This window comes from Burkholderia sp. lig30, assembly GCF_000687455.2.
Taxonomy (GTDB): Bacteria; Pseudomonadota; Gammaproteobacteria; order Burkholderiales; family Burkholderiaceae; genus Burkholderia.
Genome location: NZ_JGVW01000053.1, coordinates 39,519 through 54,863, shown reverse-complemented (window position 1 = coordinate 54,863; position 15,345 = coordinate 39,519). Strand labels below are relative to the sequence as shown.

The window sequence follows — 15,345 nt, the reverse complement described above, 5'->3', positions numbered from 1 at the left end:
ACCGAAGCCAAGGTGCAGCAAGGGGGGCGGACAGACATGCCGATTGCCTGCTCCCTTCTATCGATCCGGAGGGTTCGCAAACATATGAAGCTGTCTTTTATCCAGAAGCTCTGGCTACCGCTGATCCTGAGCCTGTCCAGTCTCGCCGGAATATCGATCTACGATGCTTACCAGACCAGAGAGATGCGGCTGAACGAGCGCGAGGCGGACCTGAAACACGCATCGGAGCTCGCGTTGAGTGTCGTCAAGACCTTTGGCGACCAGGCCGCAGTCGGCTCGATGCCGGTCGCGGAGGCGAAGCGGCGCGCAATGGACAGCATCCGGAACATGCGTTACGGAAAGGATGGCTATTTTCTGATCGTCAATTCGCAGCCTGTCGTCCTGATGCACCCGACGAAAGCGGAGCTCAACGGCAAGGGTGTAGGAGACTACAAGGATCCGAACGGCGTGTACGTCTTCAGGGATATGCTTGCTGTCATCAAGCTCGACGGAAAGGGCTTTACCGCATATAGCGCCGCGAGGCCGGGAGCCAGCGGACTGTTCCCGAAAGTTGCCTATAACGTGCGCTATCAGCCATGGGACTGGATTCTCACGACGGGGCTTTACGTCGATGACCTCGATGCGGCATTCCGCTCGTCGCTGTATCAGAGCCTCCGGATTCTGATGGTATTGGCCGGCGTCTTGTCGGTTGTCGTGGTGCTGCTCAACCGTGGCATCTTCCGCTCGCTGGGCGGAGAACCGTCCTACGCCGCCGAGATTGCCAACCGCATTGCCGGCAACGATCTGACTGCCGTGGTGAAGACGGCGCCGGGTGACCGCTCGAGCCTGCTGTTCTCGATGAAGCGCATGCAGGAGCAACTTGCGAAAACGATCGGCGCCATCAGAATGTCGACCGATTCGATCGTTAGCGCCACCCATCAAATCGTGGCGGGCAACCAGGACCTGTCTCAACGCACGGAAGAGCAGGCCGCCTCGTTAGAGGAAACGGCGTCCAGCATGGAGCAACTGACTTCTACCGTGACCCGGAATGCCGACAATGCAAGTCAGGTCAACCAGCTCGCCGCGCAGGCCGCCGACGTGGCGGAGCAAGGCGGTACCTTGGCATCACGCGCGGTGGAAACCATGGAAGGCATCAATGCCAGTTCGGACAGAATCGCGAACATTGTCGGCCTCATCGAGGGCATCGCCTTCCAGACCAATATCCTTGCGTTGAATGCAGCCGTCGAAGCGGCGCGGGCGGGCGAGCAAGGGCGGGGTTTTGCGGTGGTGGCGTTTGAAGTGCGTTCGCTGGCACAGCGTTCTTCGGCGGCAGCCAAGGAAATCAAGGCGCTGATTCACGATTCCGTGGAGCGGGTGCGGACTGGCGCCGGTCGTGTACAGGAAGCCGGAACGAAGATGCGCGAGATCACTCAGGAGATTCGGCGCGTGGCCGACATCGTGGGGGAAATCACCACGGCGTCGCAGGAACAGAGCAAGGGCATCGGCCAGGTTAGCCAGGCCGTGACGCAGATGGACGAAGCCACGCAGAAAAACGCGGCGTTGGTCGAAGAGGCCGCGGCAGCGGCCAGCTCGCTCGAGTCCCAGGCGGACGGTCTGAAAGCCGCCGTTTCGATGTTCAGGCTGGACGTTTCGCATCACGCCGGTGCCGGAGTGGCGTAAGCACCGGGAAAAGGCACGGAATGGCGCGTGTTGGGCGATCGGTCTCATCGCCGGAATGCGCGCCACGGTCGTTTGTGCGTCGCTTTGCCGATTCCGACCGGCCTCGGCGCATGTATGCGATTCCATTGAGGCTTGCGATCGCAGGTGTTGTTACGGCAAGAACTATCGGGTGTTCGCGTATGCCGTGAGGGTATGCCAGTCCATCCAGTCGAAGTGTCCGGAACCGGGTGACCAGGCCCAATTCGATCTGGGCGTGCGTGTGGCCGGTGTTTCAGTCTTTCGTTCGTGATCGGTTTCCGTCACTGTGTATCGATCTGTCGCACTGAATGGGGAGGCCGTCATTTCGTCCTCGCTGGAATCGAATCGAGCATGACTTCCACTATGGCGTCGGCGGGATAGGCTCCTGAAAGGTAACGCGCTCCGTTGAACACCATGAACGGGACGCCGCTGACGGAGCGGGATTCTGCCCGGCGTGGATCCGCGTCCGGTCCGGCACGACCGCCGGTGGTGCAGGCGTGCTCGCTCATGCCGTCGTCGCTCAGCCCGCACTCGAGTCCAAGCCGCTTCAGCACCGCTGGGTCGCCGATGTTCTCGCAGTCGACGAAAAAGGCGGTCAGAAGCCGTTCTACCAACGCGGCCTGCTTTTCATCAGTCTCATGCGTACATGCGTACGCCAATAGTCGATGTGCCGCTGCCGTGTTCGGAAGCAACGGGATATCGTCGAAGGAGAACGTTATTCCGGCCGGGCGCCCGGCCTGCTGCAACTGTGCTCTTCTCGCCACGACCGCCTCGGCGCCACCCAGGCGTGCCAGGTAGAAAGCCTGGTAGGGCTCGCCTGAGAGGGGCGTGTCCGGCAATAGCTGAACCGAGCGCCACACCACTTTGGGTTCGATCTCCGGCCTCAGCTCGGCTAAACGTTTGATGGCAGCATGCAGATGCCGCGTGCCGATCAGGCACCACGGGCAGATGAAATCCACGAAAACCTGGATCCCCAGAAAAGGCTTGTGCGCATCGGCCACTGGCGCCGTCGCCGTCTTGCGATGTCCCGGTACTTGAGCGACGTGCGCAGCGCGTTCTTTCTCGCATGTCATGAAGTGAATGCTACGACTGGCCACGTTGGCTCCTTAACTGAGTTCGTTGACGAATTCCAGCGCACGTGGCCACTCACCGAACCCCGAGGCGGGGTTGAGGTGACCGACGGCGCCGACGTCAATCAAACGGCTGCCCCAGGCGCTCGCCAGTTCCCTGACGTGTTCCATGCGCGCGAGCGGATCATTCGTGCTGGCCGCCACGATGCTCGGGAACGGGAGCGGGCTCCGTGGCACCGGTAACCAACCTTGCTGACGCAAGACATCCATCGTCGGATAGCCGTCCGGCAGCGGCGAATCGAAATCCGGCGGAGCCGCGAGCAACGCGCCCTTTATTTCGCGCCTGCGATGTTGTGCCCAGTGCACGGTTGTTATCACCCCGGCACTGTGCGATACAAGCACCACCGGACCGGCGATACTGGCGAGTGCGTGATCGAGCGCCTCGACTCTCGCCGCGCAGCGCAGCTTGTCGTGTTCCAGCGGCGGCACCACGCGCGCATTCGGCAGTGTGCTTGCAAGAATCGTTTGCCAGTGATCCTCGACGTGATCCCGAAGGCCGGGAACGATCAATACGGTTGCTGACGAAGAAGATGTCATGAGCCAGGGAACCTGAGAAATATCAATTGGGGGGGAATGGCCGTGCACTCCGTCAAGATGGCGCAGGGCTTTCGCATCGCGGCTGCGCCGCGCTCGCGGAACCGGGATATCTGGCGGCAAGAGCCTGTCGTCGAAGACGTGCCGCTCTGCCGGCAGGGCCACTGCGGCAGTGTGTCCGGCCCGACGTGCCGGGATGCCGGACGGGTCTCGCGGGGCAAACGCGCCGGATGGCGCGTGTTTCCCCGCGAGTGGAACGCTCAAAGCACGAAAATGGAGGAGCCCGTGGTTTTTCGAGCCTCCAGGTCTCGATGTGCCTGGACCGCGTCCTGCAGTTCATACCGTTGATTGATCTCGATGCGGATCCGGCCTGCCGCTACATGGCCGAATAGCTCGTCGACCAGTTCCGCCTTTTCGGCCGGATCGGCGATGTAGTCGGCCAGGCCCGGGCGGGTCAGGTACAGCGAGCCCTTGCGCGCCAGAATTTGCGGATCGAACGGCGGGATCTTGCCGGATGCAGTGCCGACACAGACCATCAGGCCGCGACGCTTGAGGGAATCGAGCGACGACATGAAAGTGGCCTTGCCCACGCTGTCAAAGACCACGGATACACCCACCCCGCCGGTCAGTTCGCGCACGCGCGTGGCCACATCCTCATGACTGTAGTTGATCGTGTGATCGCAACCGTGAGCGCGCGCGACTTCAGCTTTGGCGTCGGTCGACACCGTGCCGATCACCGTCAGCCCGACCAGTTTCGCCCATTGCGAAACGATCAATCCCACACCGCCCGCTGCAGCATGAAGCAGCACGGCGTCGCCCGCCTTGAAAGGATAGATCCGGCGCACCAGGTAGGCGGCGGACAAGCCCCGCATGGTCATGGCCGCCGCGGTCTCGCAGCTGATGGCGTCAGGCAGCTTGATCAGAAGATCGGCAGCAATCAGCCGCTCGGTGCTGTAGGCGCCCAGCGTGTTGATGAAGCCCGTGTAGGTCACACGGTCGCCGACCGCCAGATCGGTGACGCCGGCCCCGACGGACTCGACCACACCTGCCGCCTCGTTGCCAAGGCCGCTGGGGAGCGGAACCGTGTAGGTGCCTCCGCGGAAGTAAGTATCGGCAAAATTGAGCCCTACCGCCACGTGGCGGACGCGCACCTCTCCCGGCCCCGGCTCTCCAACGTCGACGTCCTCAAAACGAAGGACCTCGGGGCCGCCGGTTTCGTGGAATTTAACGACTTTCGCCATATCGTCTCCAGTTATATATGGACTACTACAGTTTTTGTACGGATCGCCAGCCCTTGCTTCACCCTTGATCTCGGCAACAAGCGAATCAAGAGGGGTGTCGATGCCGACGAGTGAATCCTCTCGTCTCGCGCCATGTCCTGCTTTACTTCAGATGCCTTGAACTTTGCTGCTCATGACAGTAGCCCGCGGACCCGTATGCGTCATTCGGTTGCGCATGGACCGGCGGGTGTCGGCTTCGCACGTCGCGTGCATGGTCATCACAATGCCGGCCATGCACCCATAGCAAAGTGCTTCGCAAGTCAACGGCGCGAGATGCGCCTTGGGCACAAACGCCGAGGCGATCCGCGCCGCAAGCCGTCGAGCGGCATGAGGCGTGTTCCCCCATGTCTTCGCTGCCAACCGTGTCGACAGCATTGGATTTCCTCCATTCATTGACTTCACGCCGGACGCGGCAGCGATGAGGCCGTCGGAATTTCAAGTATAGGTCTATACTGCATTAAAGTCGACAATAATGCAAGTGGACGGCCTGTCGCCGGGCGAGGCAGACGGTCATTGACTCCACGAGGCGGGGCCGCCGAGGCCCCGAAGTGCGCTCCAACCAACCACGTTCGTTCATGCATGCCAGGTCGACTCAGTATAAGTATTAATGTCGACATCAATATTTCTGGAGGATGATGGGCGCCGTCGGTGTTCGGGCAGCAGACAGAAGGGGCGTTACAGGAGGCCGCCGAATCGTCGGGTGCTCATCGACTCACGCAGGTGGTTGGCGCGACAAGGGGACACCGTGAAGCGAAAAGTCATGGGTATCGAGGTGTTGTCGTCATTGCGCGACGGCGCGTAGGCGCGGTCGTCGGTCACGCCGTATCGGGCTCGATGCACTGACTGCCATCGCCCTGGATACCGACGTATCAAAGCTGCGGAGAACTGGCGGGCGTCAGGCCGGACCGTTTTGGGTCAGCGTGATTGCCGGCAGCCTCCTCACGCACGGGATTAGCGAAACGCCATTGGCGTTGACTCAAGACAAGAGGAGACGAGATGAAGAAAGCGGGACTTGCGTTGTTACTGACGACCACCGCCGTGTCGGCACCGGCATTTGCGCAGAGCTCCGTCATTTTGTACGGCGTCGTGGATACCGGCATCGAGTTCATTACTCACGCGACGCCGACCGGCGGATCACTGGCCCGGATGCCCGTCATCGGGGCCGGAGACACGCCGTCACGATGGGGGCTGAAAGGCGCAGAAGACCTCGGCGGAGGCCTGAAGGCCATCTTCACGCTGGAAAGTGGCTTTTCCGCGTCGAACGGGACGTTGCTGCAGGCCAATCGTTTGTTTGGCCGGCAGGCCTACGTCGGTTTGAGCGGCCCGTGGGGAAAGCTCACGTTTGGCCGACAGTACAGCATGCAGACGTGGGGGATGATCGACGCGAATATCATGGGGGCCGCGGGGATGGGCGGCGTGGGGTCGCTCGACAGTGCCCTGCTGGCGGATCGCTTCGACAGCTCCGTTGCCTATATGGGAACCTTCTCAGGGCTGACCGTGGGGGCGAGTTATTCGTTTGGCCGGGACGCCTCGGCTGCCGGGAACTGCGCCGGTCAGACCGGAAACGATTTCCTCGCCTGCCGGGGGCTGTCCGCGATGCTGAAATATGACGCGAATAACTGGGGAGTCGCCGCGACGTACGAAGAGTTGCGAGGCGGGCCGGGCTCAGCGTCGATCTCCGTCGTCCCGGGCGCACCGGGCGTCGGGTTTGCCCACTCCGGAGACACCGACCGCCGCTATCAATTGAACGCCCATCTTACGACCGGGCCGGTGCGCTTCGGCGTAGGCTGGATCCATCGGCTCCTTCGCGGCGACATCCGATCGGCCAAGACCGATATCGAATATCTGGGCGCCTCCCTGCTATACGGCGTGTGGCAGTTTGATGCCCAGGTTTCGCATATCGGCAACAGCGGGGACGACGCAAACGGCACGCTTGGTGTTTTGAGGGCGAACTACAACCTCAGCAAGCGAACGGCGGTGTATGGGGTGGCTGGGTATATGAAAAACAATGGCAAGGGTGCCATTTATTCTGTCTCCGCGGGTACCGCGGTTCCCGCGGCCCCGTTCCACGGGTCGAATCAGGTCGGCCTCGAGATAGGCATTCGCCACACCTTCTGATCTGCAATTCGATCCGGCCCGCCAGCGGTGCGGGCGCGTTCATTGGGCGGACGTATGCGAAGAATCGCATATCGAATTCAGTGCTGATTGTCGTGAAGGCGAACCCGGCAGCGAAACCGGGCCGGGAAAATCCGATTCTGTTTCATGCGCGCCACCTTGCAAGTATAGGAGTCCAGATTGGACGGGTGCCGTCAGTCGGACTTCCAGCCATTGCTGCCCATTGCCGTTCCGGACCTGCCGCGGCTGAGAATCCAACATTAATGTCGACAAGAATTGAGCTGGGTGCTATCTTGTCAGGCAGAAGGACAGGCAGCAATGTTCCACGGTTTCGCAGAGCGGCGGCGCCTGACAGGGATCGTGGTGACTTGATGAAATGCCTGCCAAATACCAGGAGATATCGCTCATGATCAAAGTAGAAAGATTGACGGCTTGCATCGGTGCCGAGGTGTTCGGTGTGAATTTGGGGGAGGCATCCAGGGACGCGTCGCTGTTCGCAGAAATCAAGGCGCTGCTGCTTAAGCACCGAGTCCTCTTTTTCCGGGATCAGGATATCTCTCGAGAGGAGCATGTCGCCTTTGCGAGCGGCTTCGGCAAGCTGGAAGATCATCCCGTTGCGGGAAGCGATCCGGAGCATCCGGGCCTCGTGCGGATCTATCGATCGGACGAGAAAAACCCTTATGAAAACAACTACCACACCGACGGGCTTTGGCGGGCGAAACCCTCCATGGGTGCCGTATTGCGCTGCATCGAGTGTCCGGAGGTCGGCGGTGACACCATCTGGGTCAACATGGTCGAGGCGTACAGGAAACTGCCTGAAGACATCAAGAAACGCATCGCCGGATTGAGAGCAAAAAGCAGCATCGAGCACTCGTTCGGCGCGGTCATGGATCTGGACGAGCGAAGAAAGCTCGCGGCACAGAATCCGGAGGTGGAACACCCGGTCGTGCGGACGCACCCGGAGACTGGCGAGAAGATCCTGTACGTCGGGAGCTTCACAACGCATTTCGCCAACTACCATACGGCCGAGAATGTGCGTTACGGCCTGGACAAGACGCCAGGGGCGAGCCTTCTCCTGAACTACCTGCAAAGCCAGGCATCGATCCCCGAGTATCAGGTTCGTTTCCGCTGGAAGCCGAACAGTGTTGCGATCTGGGACAACCGGTCAACGCAGCATTACGCGGTCATGGATTATTGGCCGGCTCCGCGCAAGATGGAGCGAGCGGGTATCGAAGGCGATACGCCGTATTGATGGCTTGCCCATCCGCGCGATGCTTTTCCGATGGCGTGCGGTATCGGGCTCGGCCGGCCGCCGCAGGTGAGTCGCATCGGTTTTAACCGGTCATGGCAAGGTTGAGCCCGAACAAGGCAGCCCTGAATTTTTGTCGACCGTACAACGCGGAGACTATAATGTGAACGAGTTAAATTCGACAAAAACCGAGCTCGCGACACGTTATGGCCCGAAATAAAACGCAAAACCTTCCCGATCTCTCCGCGCTCCTTACGCCCAGGAATTCACTGATGTTGGCGGTCGAACGGGCGGTGCTGCGCGGGCAGGAATGGGCGTACGCCTCGGCGCCGATTGCCGAGCAGATCGCTGTCCGGCTGGCCGGCGTCATTACGCTCGACCTGGTGCAAGCGGGGCAGCGTTTGCTGGAGAAGGATATCAGCGAGGTGCTGCACGTCAGCCGTGCGCCAGTGCGCGAAGCGATGCGCATACTGGAGCGGGATCGCCTGATCGAGTTTCAGGCGAGACGCGGGGCGATCGTCACGGCGCCCGACGAAAACGAGCTTCGGGACATCTTTCGTGTGCGCAGCGTGCTTTATCTGACGATGCTGGAACAGGTGGCGCACGAAAGCCCGGCCGAGCTCGAGGCGTTGCTGGCCGAGTACATGCCTAAACTGACCAAGGCCGCCGAGGAGTCGGCAGACGCTTATGCTGTCGAAAGCTTCCTTCTGAATTTCTCCACGATCAACCTGTGCCGCAATCGGCTTCTGGTCGATATCCTGCACTCCATCTCATTGCGAACGCTGCGTTATGTCCGGCTGGGATTCGTGGCTGCGCCACAATCGATTCGCGCATCGTTGAAGGACTGGCGCGAGCTGCAAAAGGCCGCGATCAAGCGAGACAGCAAACTGCTGGTTTCTCTTGCAGCCTCGCGGCTGGACGAAGCCAGGGAAGTTGCCATTCGCGCAATCGCGGCAACGCCCGCAGACAGCCGGCGTACGCGCGCGCCCAAAGCGGCCTGACGCGAAGTCGTGCTCGCCTCCCCTGACGCAGCAGGGTGATTTGCAGCGCGCGTTCGCTGCCTGTCGCAACGGACTCGCCATTCGCGACAGGCTGCTCCAGCCCGAGCATCGATTGATGCTGGCCCGTTTTCAGTCGATCTGGTCATGCTCACGCGGCGTCGTTGACATGGCCGGTGCAACGTTTCCTGTGCGCTGGCCGTTTCCCCGTCGCGCAAATGCCGCCGCGGACTCCCTGCTCCCGCGCCAGGTGCTCCCGTGGAATCCCCGTGTGCAGCATGTACGGAATGCCGTTCAGGGCCGCGCGCTCATCAACTGAACGGCGACGCCCGCCTTTCGGTGGCGGCACAAATTGCGGAACCGACGGCTCCAGCGCCGCCCACAACGCGTTGCTGACTTTCCTTCTCTCCATGCACCAAACGAGCCTTCTGGTTCGCTGTCTCGTCCACCGGTGTTGGCGACTCCAAATCAAGTATTTCCGCTGAATCCTTTTTCGTTTTCCCGCCGATTTATATGCATGGCGAAATCAAATGGGAGCGGTGTGGGCGTCGTCTTATATTTTCATTTAGAATCGCTTGATTATATTCATCGAGAGCAATCGGTTAACGAGAAACGGCGCGCCGGCGGGAAGCGCCTGCATCCCGCGTGGCGGGCGGTCTGCGCCCGCCGCTCGGTATCGCCGATGGCAGGCGGCATCTGCGTCCACCTGAGAGACGGGCGGATTAACCCGATAAACAACGAACATGAAAGAATCGAATAAAGATTCGGTTTTAGGATCGTCGTGCGTGCATGAATCTTGCGTTGAAGAACCGGCTGACGGCGCAGAATCCGGCATTCCGGTGCTGCTGGTGAGCGATCGGGTTCTCGTCGCGGAGATCCTCAGGCGCGCGTTGCGCGCCGAGCACGATCTCGACCTGCACGTTTGCGCGGACGCGCACGGAGCAATGGCGGCGGCGCGCGAAGTCCGGCCCGCGGTGATCCTGCAGGATCTCGCGATGCCGGACATCGACGGGCTGGACCTGGTGCGCGCATGGCGCGCCGGCGCGGCGGCGTCGCGTGTGCCGGTCATCGTGCTGTCCGCGGAGGACGCGCCGGCGATCAAGCGGGAGGCGTTCCTCGCGGGCGCAAGCGACTATCTCGTCACGCTGCCCGACGCCATCGAGGTGGCGGCGCGTATCCGCTATCACGCAAACGCGTACCTGATGTCGCGTCAGCGCGACGAAGCGCTCGATTTCCTGTCGCACGACATGCGTTTGCCGCAGACGTCGATTCTTGCATTGCTGAACGCCTACCGGAGCGAGCATGGCGAGATGCCGCCGCTGCTCGAGCGGATCGCCGGCCATGCGCGGCGGGCGCTGGCGCTCGCCGACGGCTTCATCCATCTGACTCGCGCGCAATCGGAGCTGTGCGCACACGACGCCGTGAGCCTCAACGAAATCGTGTTCGATGCGGCGGACCAGCTGTGGGAGAAGGCCGCCTGTTTCGACAGCCGGGTGGTCGCGCAGGTGCCGGATGCGGAATGCGTGACGACGGGCGACCGCATGATGCTGACGCGCGCGGTCGCGAACCTGATCGACAACGCGCTGAAGCACGGTCCGGCGCGTTCGGACGTGCATTGCACGCTGCGCGCCGACGGCGGCGCGTGGCTGATCGCCGTCGAGGACGCCGGAGCGGGCATCGCGCCGGCGCGGCGCGCGGCGGCGGCCGGGGCGTTTGACCGGCTTGCGCTGTCCTGCGGGCTGCCGCGCGACGGCTTCGGCCTTGGGCTGGCGTTCGTGCGCGCGACGGCCGCGCGGCATCGCGGGCAGGTGCTGATGCGCGATTCCGCGCGTGGCTTCATGGCGGCGCTCCGGCTGCCGGCCCGGCCGGAACGGTGAATGCACCGGCGTTGCGTGCCGTGAGCGGCGTCGCGTACAATTCGCGCTTCGGAGATGGCATGCCTCCCTTAACCGCCGGTAGCCCGGCTGATGATGCCTGCGCGTTCCTGGGTCTCAGGAGGTCGTAGGCCGTCCTTGCGGTGTCCTGCCGCCCAGGTTTGATGTTCTGTCGAATCTGGAAATCATGAAATTCACGACTGTCGACCTGTTCGCGACCGCGCGCTACCTGTGCCGCTGGCTCGCGCTCTCGTCCGTGCTCGGCGCGCTCGCTGGATCGGCGTCCGCGCTCTTCCTGGTCGCGCTCGACCGGGCGACCGACGCGCGCGTCGCCCATCCGTGGCTGGTGTGGGGGCTGCCTGCGGCGGGCTTCGCGACCGGCTGGGTCTACCACCGCTTCGGCCAGTCGGTCGCGCGCGGCAACAACCTGCTGATCGACGAGATCCACGATCCGAAGGCGCTCGTGCCGAAGCGGATGGCCCCGCTCGTGCTGGCCGCAACCGTCGTCACGCACCTGTTCGGCGGCTCGGCGGGGCGGGAAGGCACGGCCGTGCAGATGGGCGGCGCGCTCGCCGACCGCGTCACGCACGTATTCCGCCTGAATCGCAGTGACCGGCGCGTGCTGCTGATGGGCGGCATCGCGGCGGGCTTCGCGTCGGTGTTCGGCACGCCGCTCGCGGGCGCGGTGTTCGGCCTCGAAGTCCTCGCGATCGGACGGGTGCGCTACGACGCGCTGCTGACCTGCGTCGCGTCGGCGATCGTCGCGGATGCCGTGTGCCGGCTCTGGGGCGTGCATCACACCGTATACGCGGTTCCGTTCGTGCCGGCCGTCACCGCGGCGGGACTCGGCGTCACCGTCGTCGCGGGCATCGCGTTCGGCGTCGTCGGGCGGCTGTTTGCGCAGGCGACGCACGCGCTGGCTGCCGCGTTCCGGCGTCACGTCCGCTATGCGCCGCTGCAGCCGGTGCTCGGCGGCGTGCTCGTCGCCGGCGCGGCGACCGTGTTGAACGTGCCGCAGTATCTCGGCCTTGGCATCCCGACGATCGAAGCGGCGTTTCACGGCGCGCTGCCGGCATACGACTTCGCCGGGAAGTTCGCGTTCACGGTCGTTACGCTGGCGTCGGGCTTCAAGGGCGGTGAGGTGACGCCTCTGTTCTATATCGGCGCGACGCTCGGCAATGCGCTCGGGCAGGTGCTCGCGCTGCCGGTTCCGCTGCTGGCCGGGCTCGGCTTCGTCGCCGTGTTCGCGGGGGCGGCCAATACGCCCATCGCGTCGACGATCATGGCGATCGAGTTGTTTGGCGCGGACGTCGGCATCTATGCGATGGTCGCGTGCGTCGTCGCTTATCTGTTCTCCGGGCATGCGGGGATTTACCGCGCGCAGCGGGTCGCCGTCGGCAAGCGGGCGGAGGAGTCGGCCGTAGCGGAAACGTAAGTATTTTGAATGTGGCGGATTCAGCCAGGAATCTGACACCGCTTGTTGCGTCGAGATCAATTAAGCTTGGCCGCGGAAAGTGATCGCCTGAAAAATGGCCGTATCGGGCGATCCCGTTTTCCGATTGGCTGGCGGTGACGGCCGAATCACGAGGGTGTAGCTGCGGCAGCGTGGATGATTTCCTGGCCGGCCGGCACGACATTCAACCATACCTGCATTCAGGTATGCATATTGCTTTGTAGTCCTGATAGATGGATGGGGCGAACGAGCCGTCGATTCCGGCCGCTCAGCATGACGGCGTGGATCGTTTGCCCGGGGCGCGGCTCTCGATGGCTTCGTGTGAATCCGGATTGGCTATGGACGCGGCGACCGGCTCGACAGCGATTCGGTCGCGTGGACGGGCAACGCGCGCAAGCACGGCTGGATGCGCGTGCAGATCGCGCCCGTCCCCTGCTATCTGTACGGCACCGAGTACGGCAATTTCGACTACTCGGTCGGCGCCAACATCCAGGGCTTCGTGCCGCTGTGGCGTGGCGCCGAGTTGTATACGAGCGTGATCGTGCCGCTCGCGAACAGCCGGAACATGGACAACGGCCGGATCTACAGGCAGTCCCGGCTGCGCGGCGGGCTGTCCACCGTTGCGCTGACGCAGAGCTTCTGGATCGCGCCGCGCGTATTCAACGTCACCGCGCTCGGCAAGTTCGATCTGCAATACGTCGGCGTGGAAAACGAGACGCCCCTGTTCGTGCCGGGCCGTCCGGACGTGGTGCGGCTGAAGCTCGCGTACCTGCATGCGGAACCCGGCAAGGACGCGCTGCCGGCGGAGAAGAACGCCGTGCTGACGTACCGCTGGGTGCAGCCGACGTGGAAGATGTGGGTGGAGGCCGGTGTCGCCCGCTACGTCCGCGGGGACAAGGGGCCGCTGATCGTGCTGACGCGGTGGTTCGACGATGTCTCTTTCAGCGTCGAGGCATTGCACAGCGGCCGCGGATCGTTCGTCGACGCGTCGATCAGCTTCCCGCTGACGCCGCGCCAGGGCATGAAGCCTGGCGTCGCGCAGATCAATGGTGCAGAGCAGTTCGCACTCAATTTCCGCACACGGGTCGGCTCGACCAATTATCTGTCGGACACCGGCTCGGAGAACCTCGGCTTCGCCTACAACCCGCAACAGTTCCTGCTCAACCAGGGGCGCTTCAGCGCCGAATATTTCGCGACCCGGCTCTACCGGATGCGCGACGCATACAAGCGGTATGCGCAGCCGGCCGCCGGCGCGTCGGCGTCGCAGGCGCCGTCGGGCGGGGCGCAACCGTAAGACGAGTGCGTGCAGGGCGCTCTGAAGGAAGTAAGAACCGCGGAGTTAGATGACTGAACGTGACGATCTACCGGAGAAAATCGATGAGAACAATGACGTGACGTCGGCGGGCAACGCGTCACGCCAGCCGACGGGCGGCACCGGCGGAAGCGGTGGCAGCGGCAGCAGCGGCGCCCCGGTGTGACGTGACGGCGCGTGGCCTGCGCCCGCCGCGGGTGATGCGGGTGATGCGGGCCACGCGGGTCGCGAGACGAGTGCGTCGCGCCGGCGGCGTGCCTTGCGGTCCGGCGTGCCGCCGGGCACGTCACGTTTCCGCGGGCTGCTCACGCGAGCGCGTGCTGGCGGGCTCGCCGTGCGCAGTCGCGGCGCCGAGCCCCCTCGCCAGTTCGAGCGCCTGACGTTCGAACAGCCGGCGATAGACGCCGCCCTCGCGCCGGATCAGTGCGTCGTGGCTGCCTTCCTCGATCACTTTGCCGCGATCCAGTACGAGCAGCCGGTCGAGCGCGCGCACCGTCGACAGCCGATGCGCGACGACGAGCGTCGTGCGTCCCTCCATGAGCCGCTCCATTGCCTGCTGGATCAGCACCTCGCTTTCGCTGTCGAGGCTCGACGTCGCTTCGTCGAGGATCAGGAGCGGCGCATCGGCGAGAAACGCCCTCGCAATGGCGACGCGCTGGCGTTCGCCGCCGGACAGCTTGATGCCGCGTTCGCCGACGAGGGTGTCGTAGCCCTCCGGCAGCGCCGCGATGAAATCGTGCGCGCTCGATGTCCGCACGGCTCGCGTCCGGGCGCGCATACGCGATGTTTTCTGCAAGCGTGCGATGGAACAGCACCGGCTCCTGCTGGACGATCGCGATCTGGCCGCGCAGCGAACCCTGACGCACCTGCGCGATGTCCTGCCCGTCAATCGTGATGCGGCCGCCCGATACGTCGTAGAGCCGCTGGATCAGCTTGATGAACGTCGTCTTGCCGGAGCCGGAGTGGCCGACGAGCCCGATTCGCTCGCCGGGCGCGATGTGCATCGAGAAGTCGTCGTACAGCGGCGCCGCATGCCCGCCATAGCGGAACGTCACATGCTCGAAACGGATGTCGCCGCGCGTGATCCGGATCGGCGGCGCGCCGGGACGGTCCTCGATGCCGAACGGCTGGCGATCGAGCGCGACGAGCTCCTCCATGTCGTCGACCGAGCGCTGCAGGTTGCGGATGTGCATGCCGACGTCGCGCAGATAGCCTTGCAGCATGAAGAACATCGTCAGCGCGAACGTGACGTCGCCGACGCTCGCTTCGCCATGCGCCCACAACATGAGCGCCACGCCGATGATTGCCGCCCGCATCGCGACGAGCATCATGCCCTGCACGCCGCCGTTGAGCGTGCCGCGCACCCAGGTGCGGCGCGTACGCTGCCGCCATTTGCCGATCACGCGCGTGAGACGCGCCTCCTCGCGGGTTTCCGCGCCGAACGCCTTGACGACCGCGTTGCAGCTGACCGCGTCGGCGAGCGCCCCGCCCAGGCGAGGCGGGCTGCATTCGAGGCATCAGGCACCCCTCTTTCATGCAAATGAAATGATATTGAAAGAAAGACGGCGGATTCTATCAGCCGTGCAGGATCGGCGGCAACGTCAGGCGAATGCGCTGTTGCCGCCGGGATACGTTTCGTCTTCGAGGCTTCCGTTCGGCATGCCGAGCGAAGGCGGCGCGGGCCGTGGGCGGCCGCATCGATTAAACTGCCTGACGCTTCCGG

12 protein-coding genes, 1 pseudogene and 1 riboswitch are annotated in these 15,345 nt (G+C 63.5%); of the genes and pseudogenes, 8 read left to right on the top strand and 5 right to left on the bottom strand.

The features are described 5' to 3' along the window. The first annotated feature begins 84 nt into the window (after nucleotides 1–84). Nucleotides 85–1,659 carry a methyl-accepting chemotaxis protein gene (locus LIG30_RS05335; RefSeq protein ID WP_038710412.1) on the top strand — a complete coding sequence of 525 codons (1,575 nt, stop codon included), beginning with the start codon at nucleotides 85–87 and terminating at the stop codon, nucleotides 1,657–1,659. A 338-nt stretch (nucleotides 1,660–1,997) separates the two neighbouring features. Here the strand turns inward: LIG30_RS05335 and LIG30_RS05330 are convergent, their stop codons facing one another. The 3 genes from LIG30_RS05330 to LIG30_RS05320 all read right to left on the bottom strand — a co-directional run bounded on the left by LIG30_RS05330 (nucleotide 1,998) and on the right by LIG30_RS05320 (nucleotide 4,582). After that, complete coding sequence (locus LIG30_RS05330) at nucleotides 1,998–2,774, bottom strand: DsbA family oxidoreductase (RefSeq protein WP_152986017.1); 777 nt, start codon at nucleotides 2,772–2,774, stop codon at nucleotides 1,998–2,000. A 9-nt stretch (nucleotides 2,775–2,783) separates the two neighbouring features. Next, entirely contained in the window at nucleotides 2,784–3,344 is a 561-nt protein-coding gene (locus tag LIG30_RS05325; RefSeq protein WP_038710272.1) for an RBBP9/YdeN family alpha/beta hydrolase, read from the bottom strand. A 257-nt stretch (nucleotides 3,345–3,601) separates the two neighbouring features. Then, nucleotides 3,602–4,582 (bottom strand): quinone oxidoreductase family protein, encoded by a 981-nt coding sequence (locus LIG30_RS05320; RefSeq protein WP_038710271.1) that lies wholly within the window; start codon nucleotides 4,580–4,582, stop codon nucleotides 3,602–3,604. 1,035 nt (nucleotides 4,583–5,617) lie between these two features. Here LIG30_RS05320 and LIG30_RS05315 point away from each other — a divergent pair. The 3 genes from LIG30_RS05315 (at nucleotide 5,618) to LIG30_RS05305 (ending at nucleotide 8,986) form a co-directional block, all read left to right on the top strand. Then, complete coding sequence (locus LIG30_RS05315; RefSeq protein ID WP_038710270.1) at nucleotides 5,618–6,739, top strand: porin; 1,122 nt, start codon at nucleotides 5,618–5,620, stop codon at nucleotides 6,737–6,739. Nucleotides 6,740–7,142: 403 nt separating this feature from the next. Then, on the top strand, nucleotides 7,143–7,988 hold the full coding sequence (locus tag LIG30_RS05310) for a TauD/TfdA dioxygenase family protein (RefSeq protein WP_442856841.1): 846 nt from the start codon (nucleotides 7,143–7,145) through the stop codon (nucleotides 7,986–7,988). A 269-nt stretch (nucleotides 7,989–8,257) separates the two neighbouring features. After that, nucleotides 8,258–8,986 carry a GntR family transcriptional regulator gene (locus LIG30_RS05305; protein ID WP_235510196.1) on the top strand — a complete coding sequence of 243 codons (729 nt, stop codon included), beginning with the start codon at nucleotides 8,258–8,260 and terminating at the stop codon, nucleotides 8,984–8,986. A 148-nt stretch (nucleotides 8,987–9,134) separates the two neighbouring features. Here the strand turns inward: LIG30_RS05305 and LIG30_RS27610 are convergent, their stop codons facing one another. After that, the gene (locus LIG30_RS27610; protein ID WP_083493914.1) at nucleotides 9,135–9,395 is read right to left on the bottom strand and encodes a transposase; all 261 of its coding nucleotides are present in this window, start codon (nucleotides 9,393–9,395) and stop codon (nucleotides 9,135–9,137) included. A 331-nt stretch (nucleotides 9,396–9,726) separates the two neighbouring features. On the opposite strand from LIG30_RS27610, the gene LIG30_RS05300 reads away from it, so the two are divergent. From LIG30_RS05300 to LIG30_RS27440, 4 genes are all read left to right on the top strand, one after another. Continuing rightward, complete coding sequence (locus tag LIG30_RS05300) at nucleotides 9,727–10,860, top strand: hybrid sensor histidine kinase/response regulator (RefSeq protein WP_038710267.1); 1,134 nt, start codon at nucleotides 9,727–9,729, stop codon at nucleotides 10,858–10,860. A gap of 41 nt (nucleotides 10,861–10,901) precedes the next feature. Further along, a riboswitch (Fluoride riboswitch) is annotated at nucleotides 10,902–10,967 on the top strand. Between the two features lie 77 nt (nucleotides 10,968–11,044). After that, entirely contained in the window at nucleotides 11,045–12,292 is a 1,248-nt protein-coding gene (locus LIG30_RS05295) for a voltage-gated chloride channel family protein (protein WP_038710266.1), read from the top strand. 424 nt (nucleotides 12,293–12,716) lie between these two features. Next, complete coding sequence (locus LIG30_RS05290) at nucleotides 12,717–13,604, top strand: hypothetical protein (protein WP_235510195.1); 888 nt, start codon at nucleotides 12,717–12,719, stop codon at nucleotides 13,602–13,604. A 49-nt stretch (nucleotides 13,605–13,653) separates the two neighbouring features. Further along, nucleotides 13,654–13,788, top strand: coding sequence for a hypothetical protein (locus LIG30_RS27440; RefSeq protein ID WP_268760685.1), 135 nt, complete (start codon nucleotides 13,654–13,656; stop codon nucleotides 13,786–13,788). Nucleotides 13,789–13,908: 120 nt separating this feature from the next. On the opposite strand, the pseudogene LIG30_RS27140 reads toward LIG30_RS27440, so the two are convergent. Further along, a pseudogene (locus LIG30_RS27140) lies at nucleotides 13,909–14,626 on the bottom strand (ABC transporter ATP-binding protein). Nucleotides 14,627–15,345: the final 719 nt, after the last annotated feature.

Excerpts from the sequence above, each read along its gene's own strand:
- LIG30_RS27440 (WP_268760685.1), top strand. The coding sequence starts at position 13,654 with ATGACTGAACGTGACGATCTACCGGAGAAAATCGATGAGAACAATGAC.
- LIG30_RS05335 (WP_038710412.1), top strand. The coding sequence starts at position 85 with ATGAAGCTGTCTTTTATCCAGAAGCTCTGGCTACCGCTGATCCTGAGC.
- LIG30_RS05290 (WP_235510195.1), top strand. The coding sequence starts at position 12,717 with ATGCGCGTGCAGATCGCGCCCGTCCCCTGCTATCTGTACGGCACCGAG.
- LIG30_RS05315 (WP_038710270.1), top strand. The coding sequence starts at position 5,618 with ATGAAGAAAGCGGGACTTGCGTTGTTACTGACGACCACCGCCGTGTCG.
- LIG30_RS27610 (WP_083493914.1), bottom strand. The coding sequence starts at position 9,395 with ATGGAGAGAAGGAAAGTCAGCAACGCGTTGTGGGCGGCGCTGGAGCCG.
- LIG30_RS05295 (WP_038710266.1), top strand. The coding sequence starts at position 11,045 with ATGAAATTCACGACTGTCGACCTGTTCGCGACCGCGCGCTACCTGTGC.
- LIG30_RS05310 (WP_442856841.1), top strand. The coding sequence starts at position 7,143 with ATGATCAAAGTAGAAAGATTGACGGCTTGCATCGGTGCCGAGGTGTTC.
- LIG30_RS05325 (WP_038710272.1), bottom strand. The coding sequence starts at position 3,344 with ATGACATCTTCTTCGTCAGCAACCGTATTGATCGTTCCCGGCCTTCGG.
- LIG30_RS05305 (WP_235510196.1), top strand. The coding sequence starts at position 8,258 with ATGTTGGCGGTCGAACGGGCGGTGCTGCGCGGGCAGGAATGGGCGTAC.
- LIG30_RS05320 (WP_038710271.1), bottom strand. The coding sequence starts at position 4,582 with ATGGCGAAAGTCGTTAAATTCCACGAAACCGGCGGCCCCGAGGTCCTT.
- LIG30_RS05300 (WP_038710267.1), top strand. The coding sequence starts at position 9,727 with ATGAAAGAATCGAATAAAGATTCGGTTTTAGGATCGTCGTGCGTGCAT.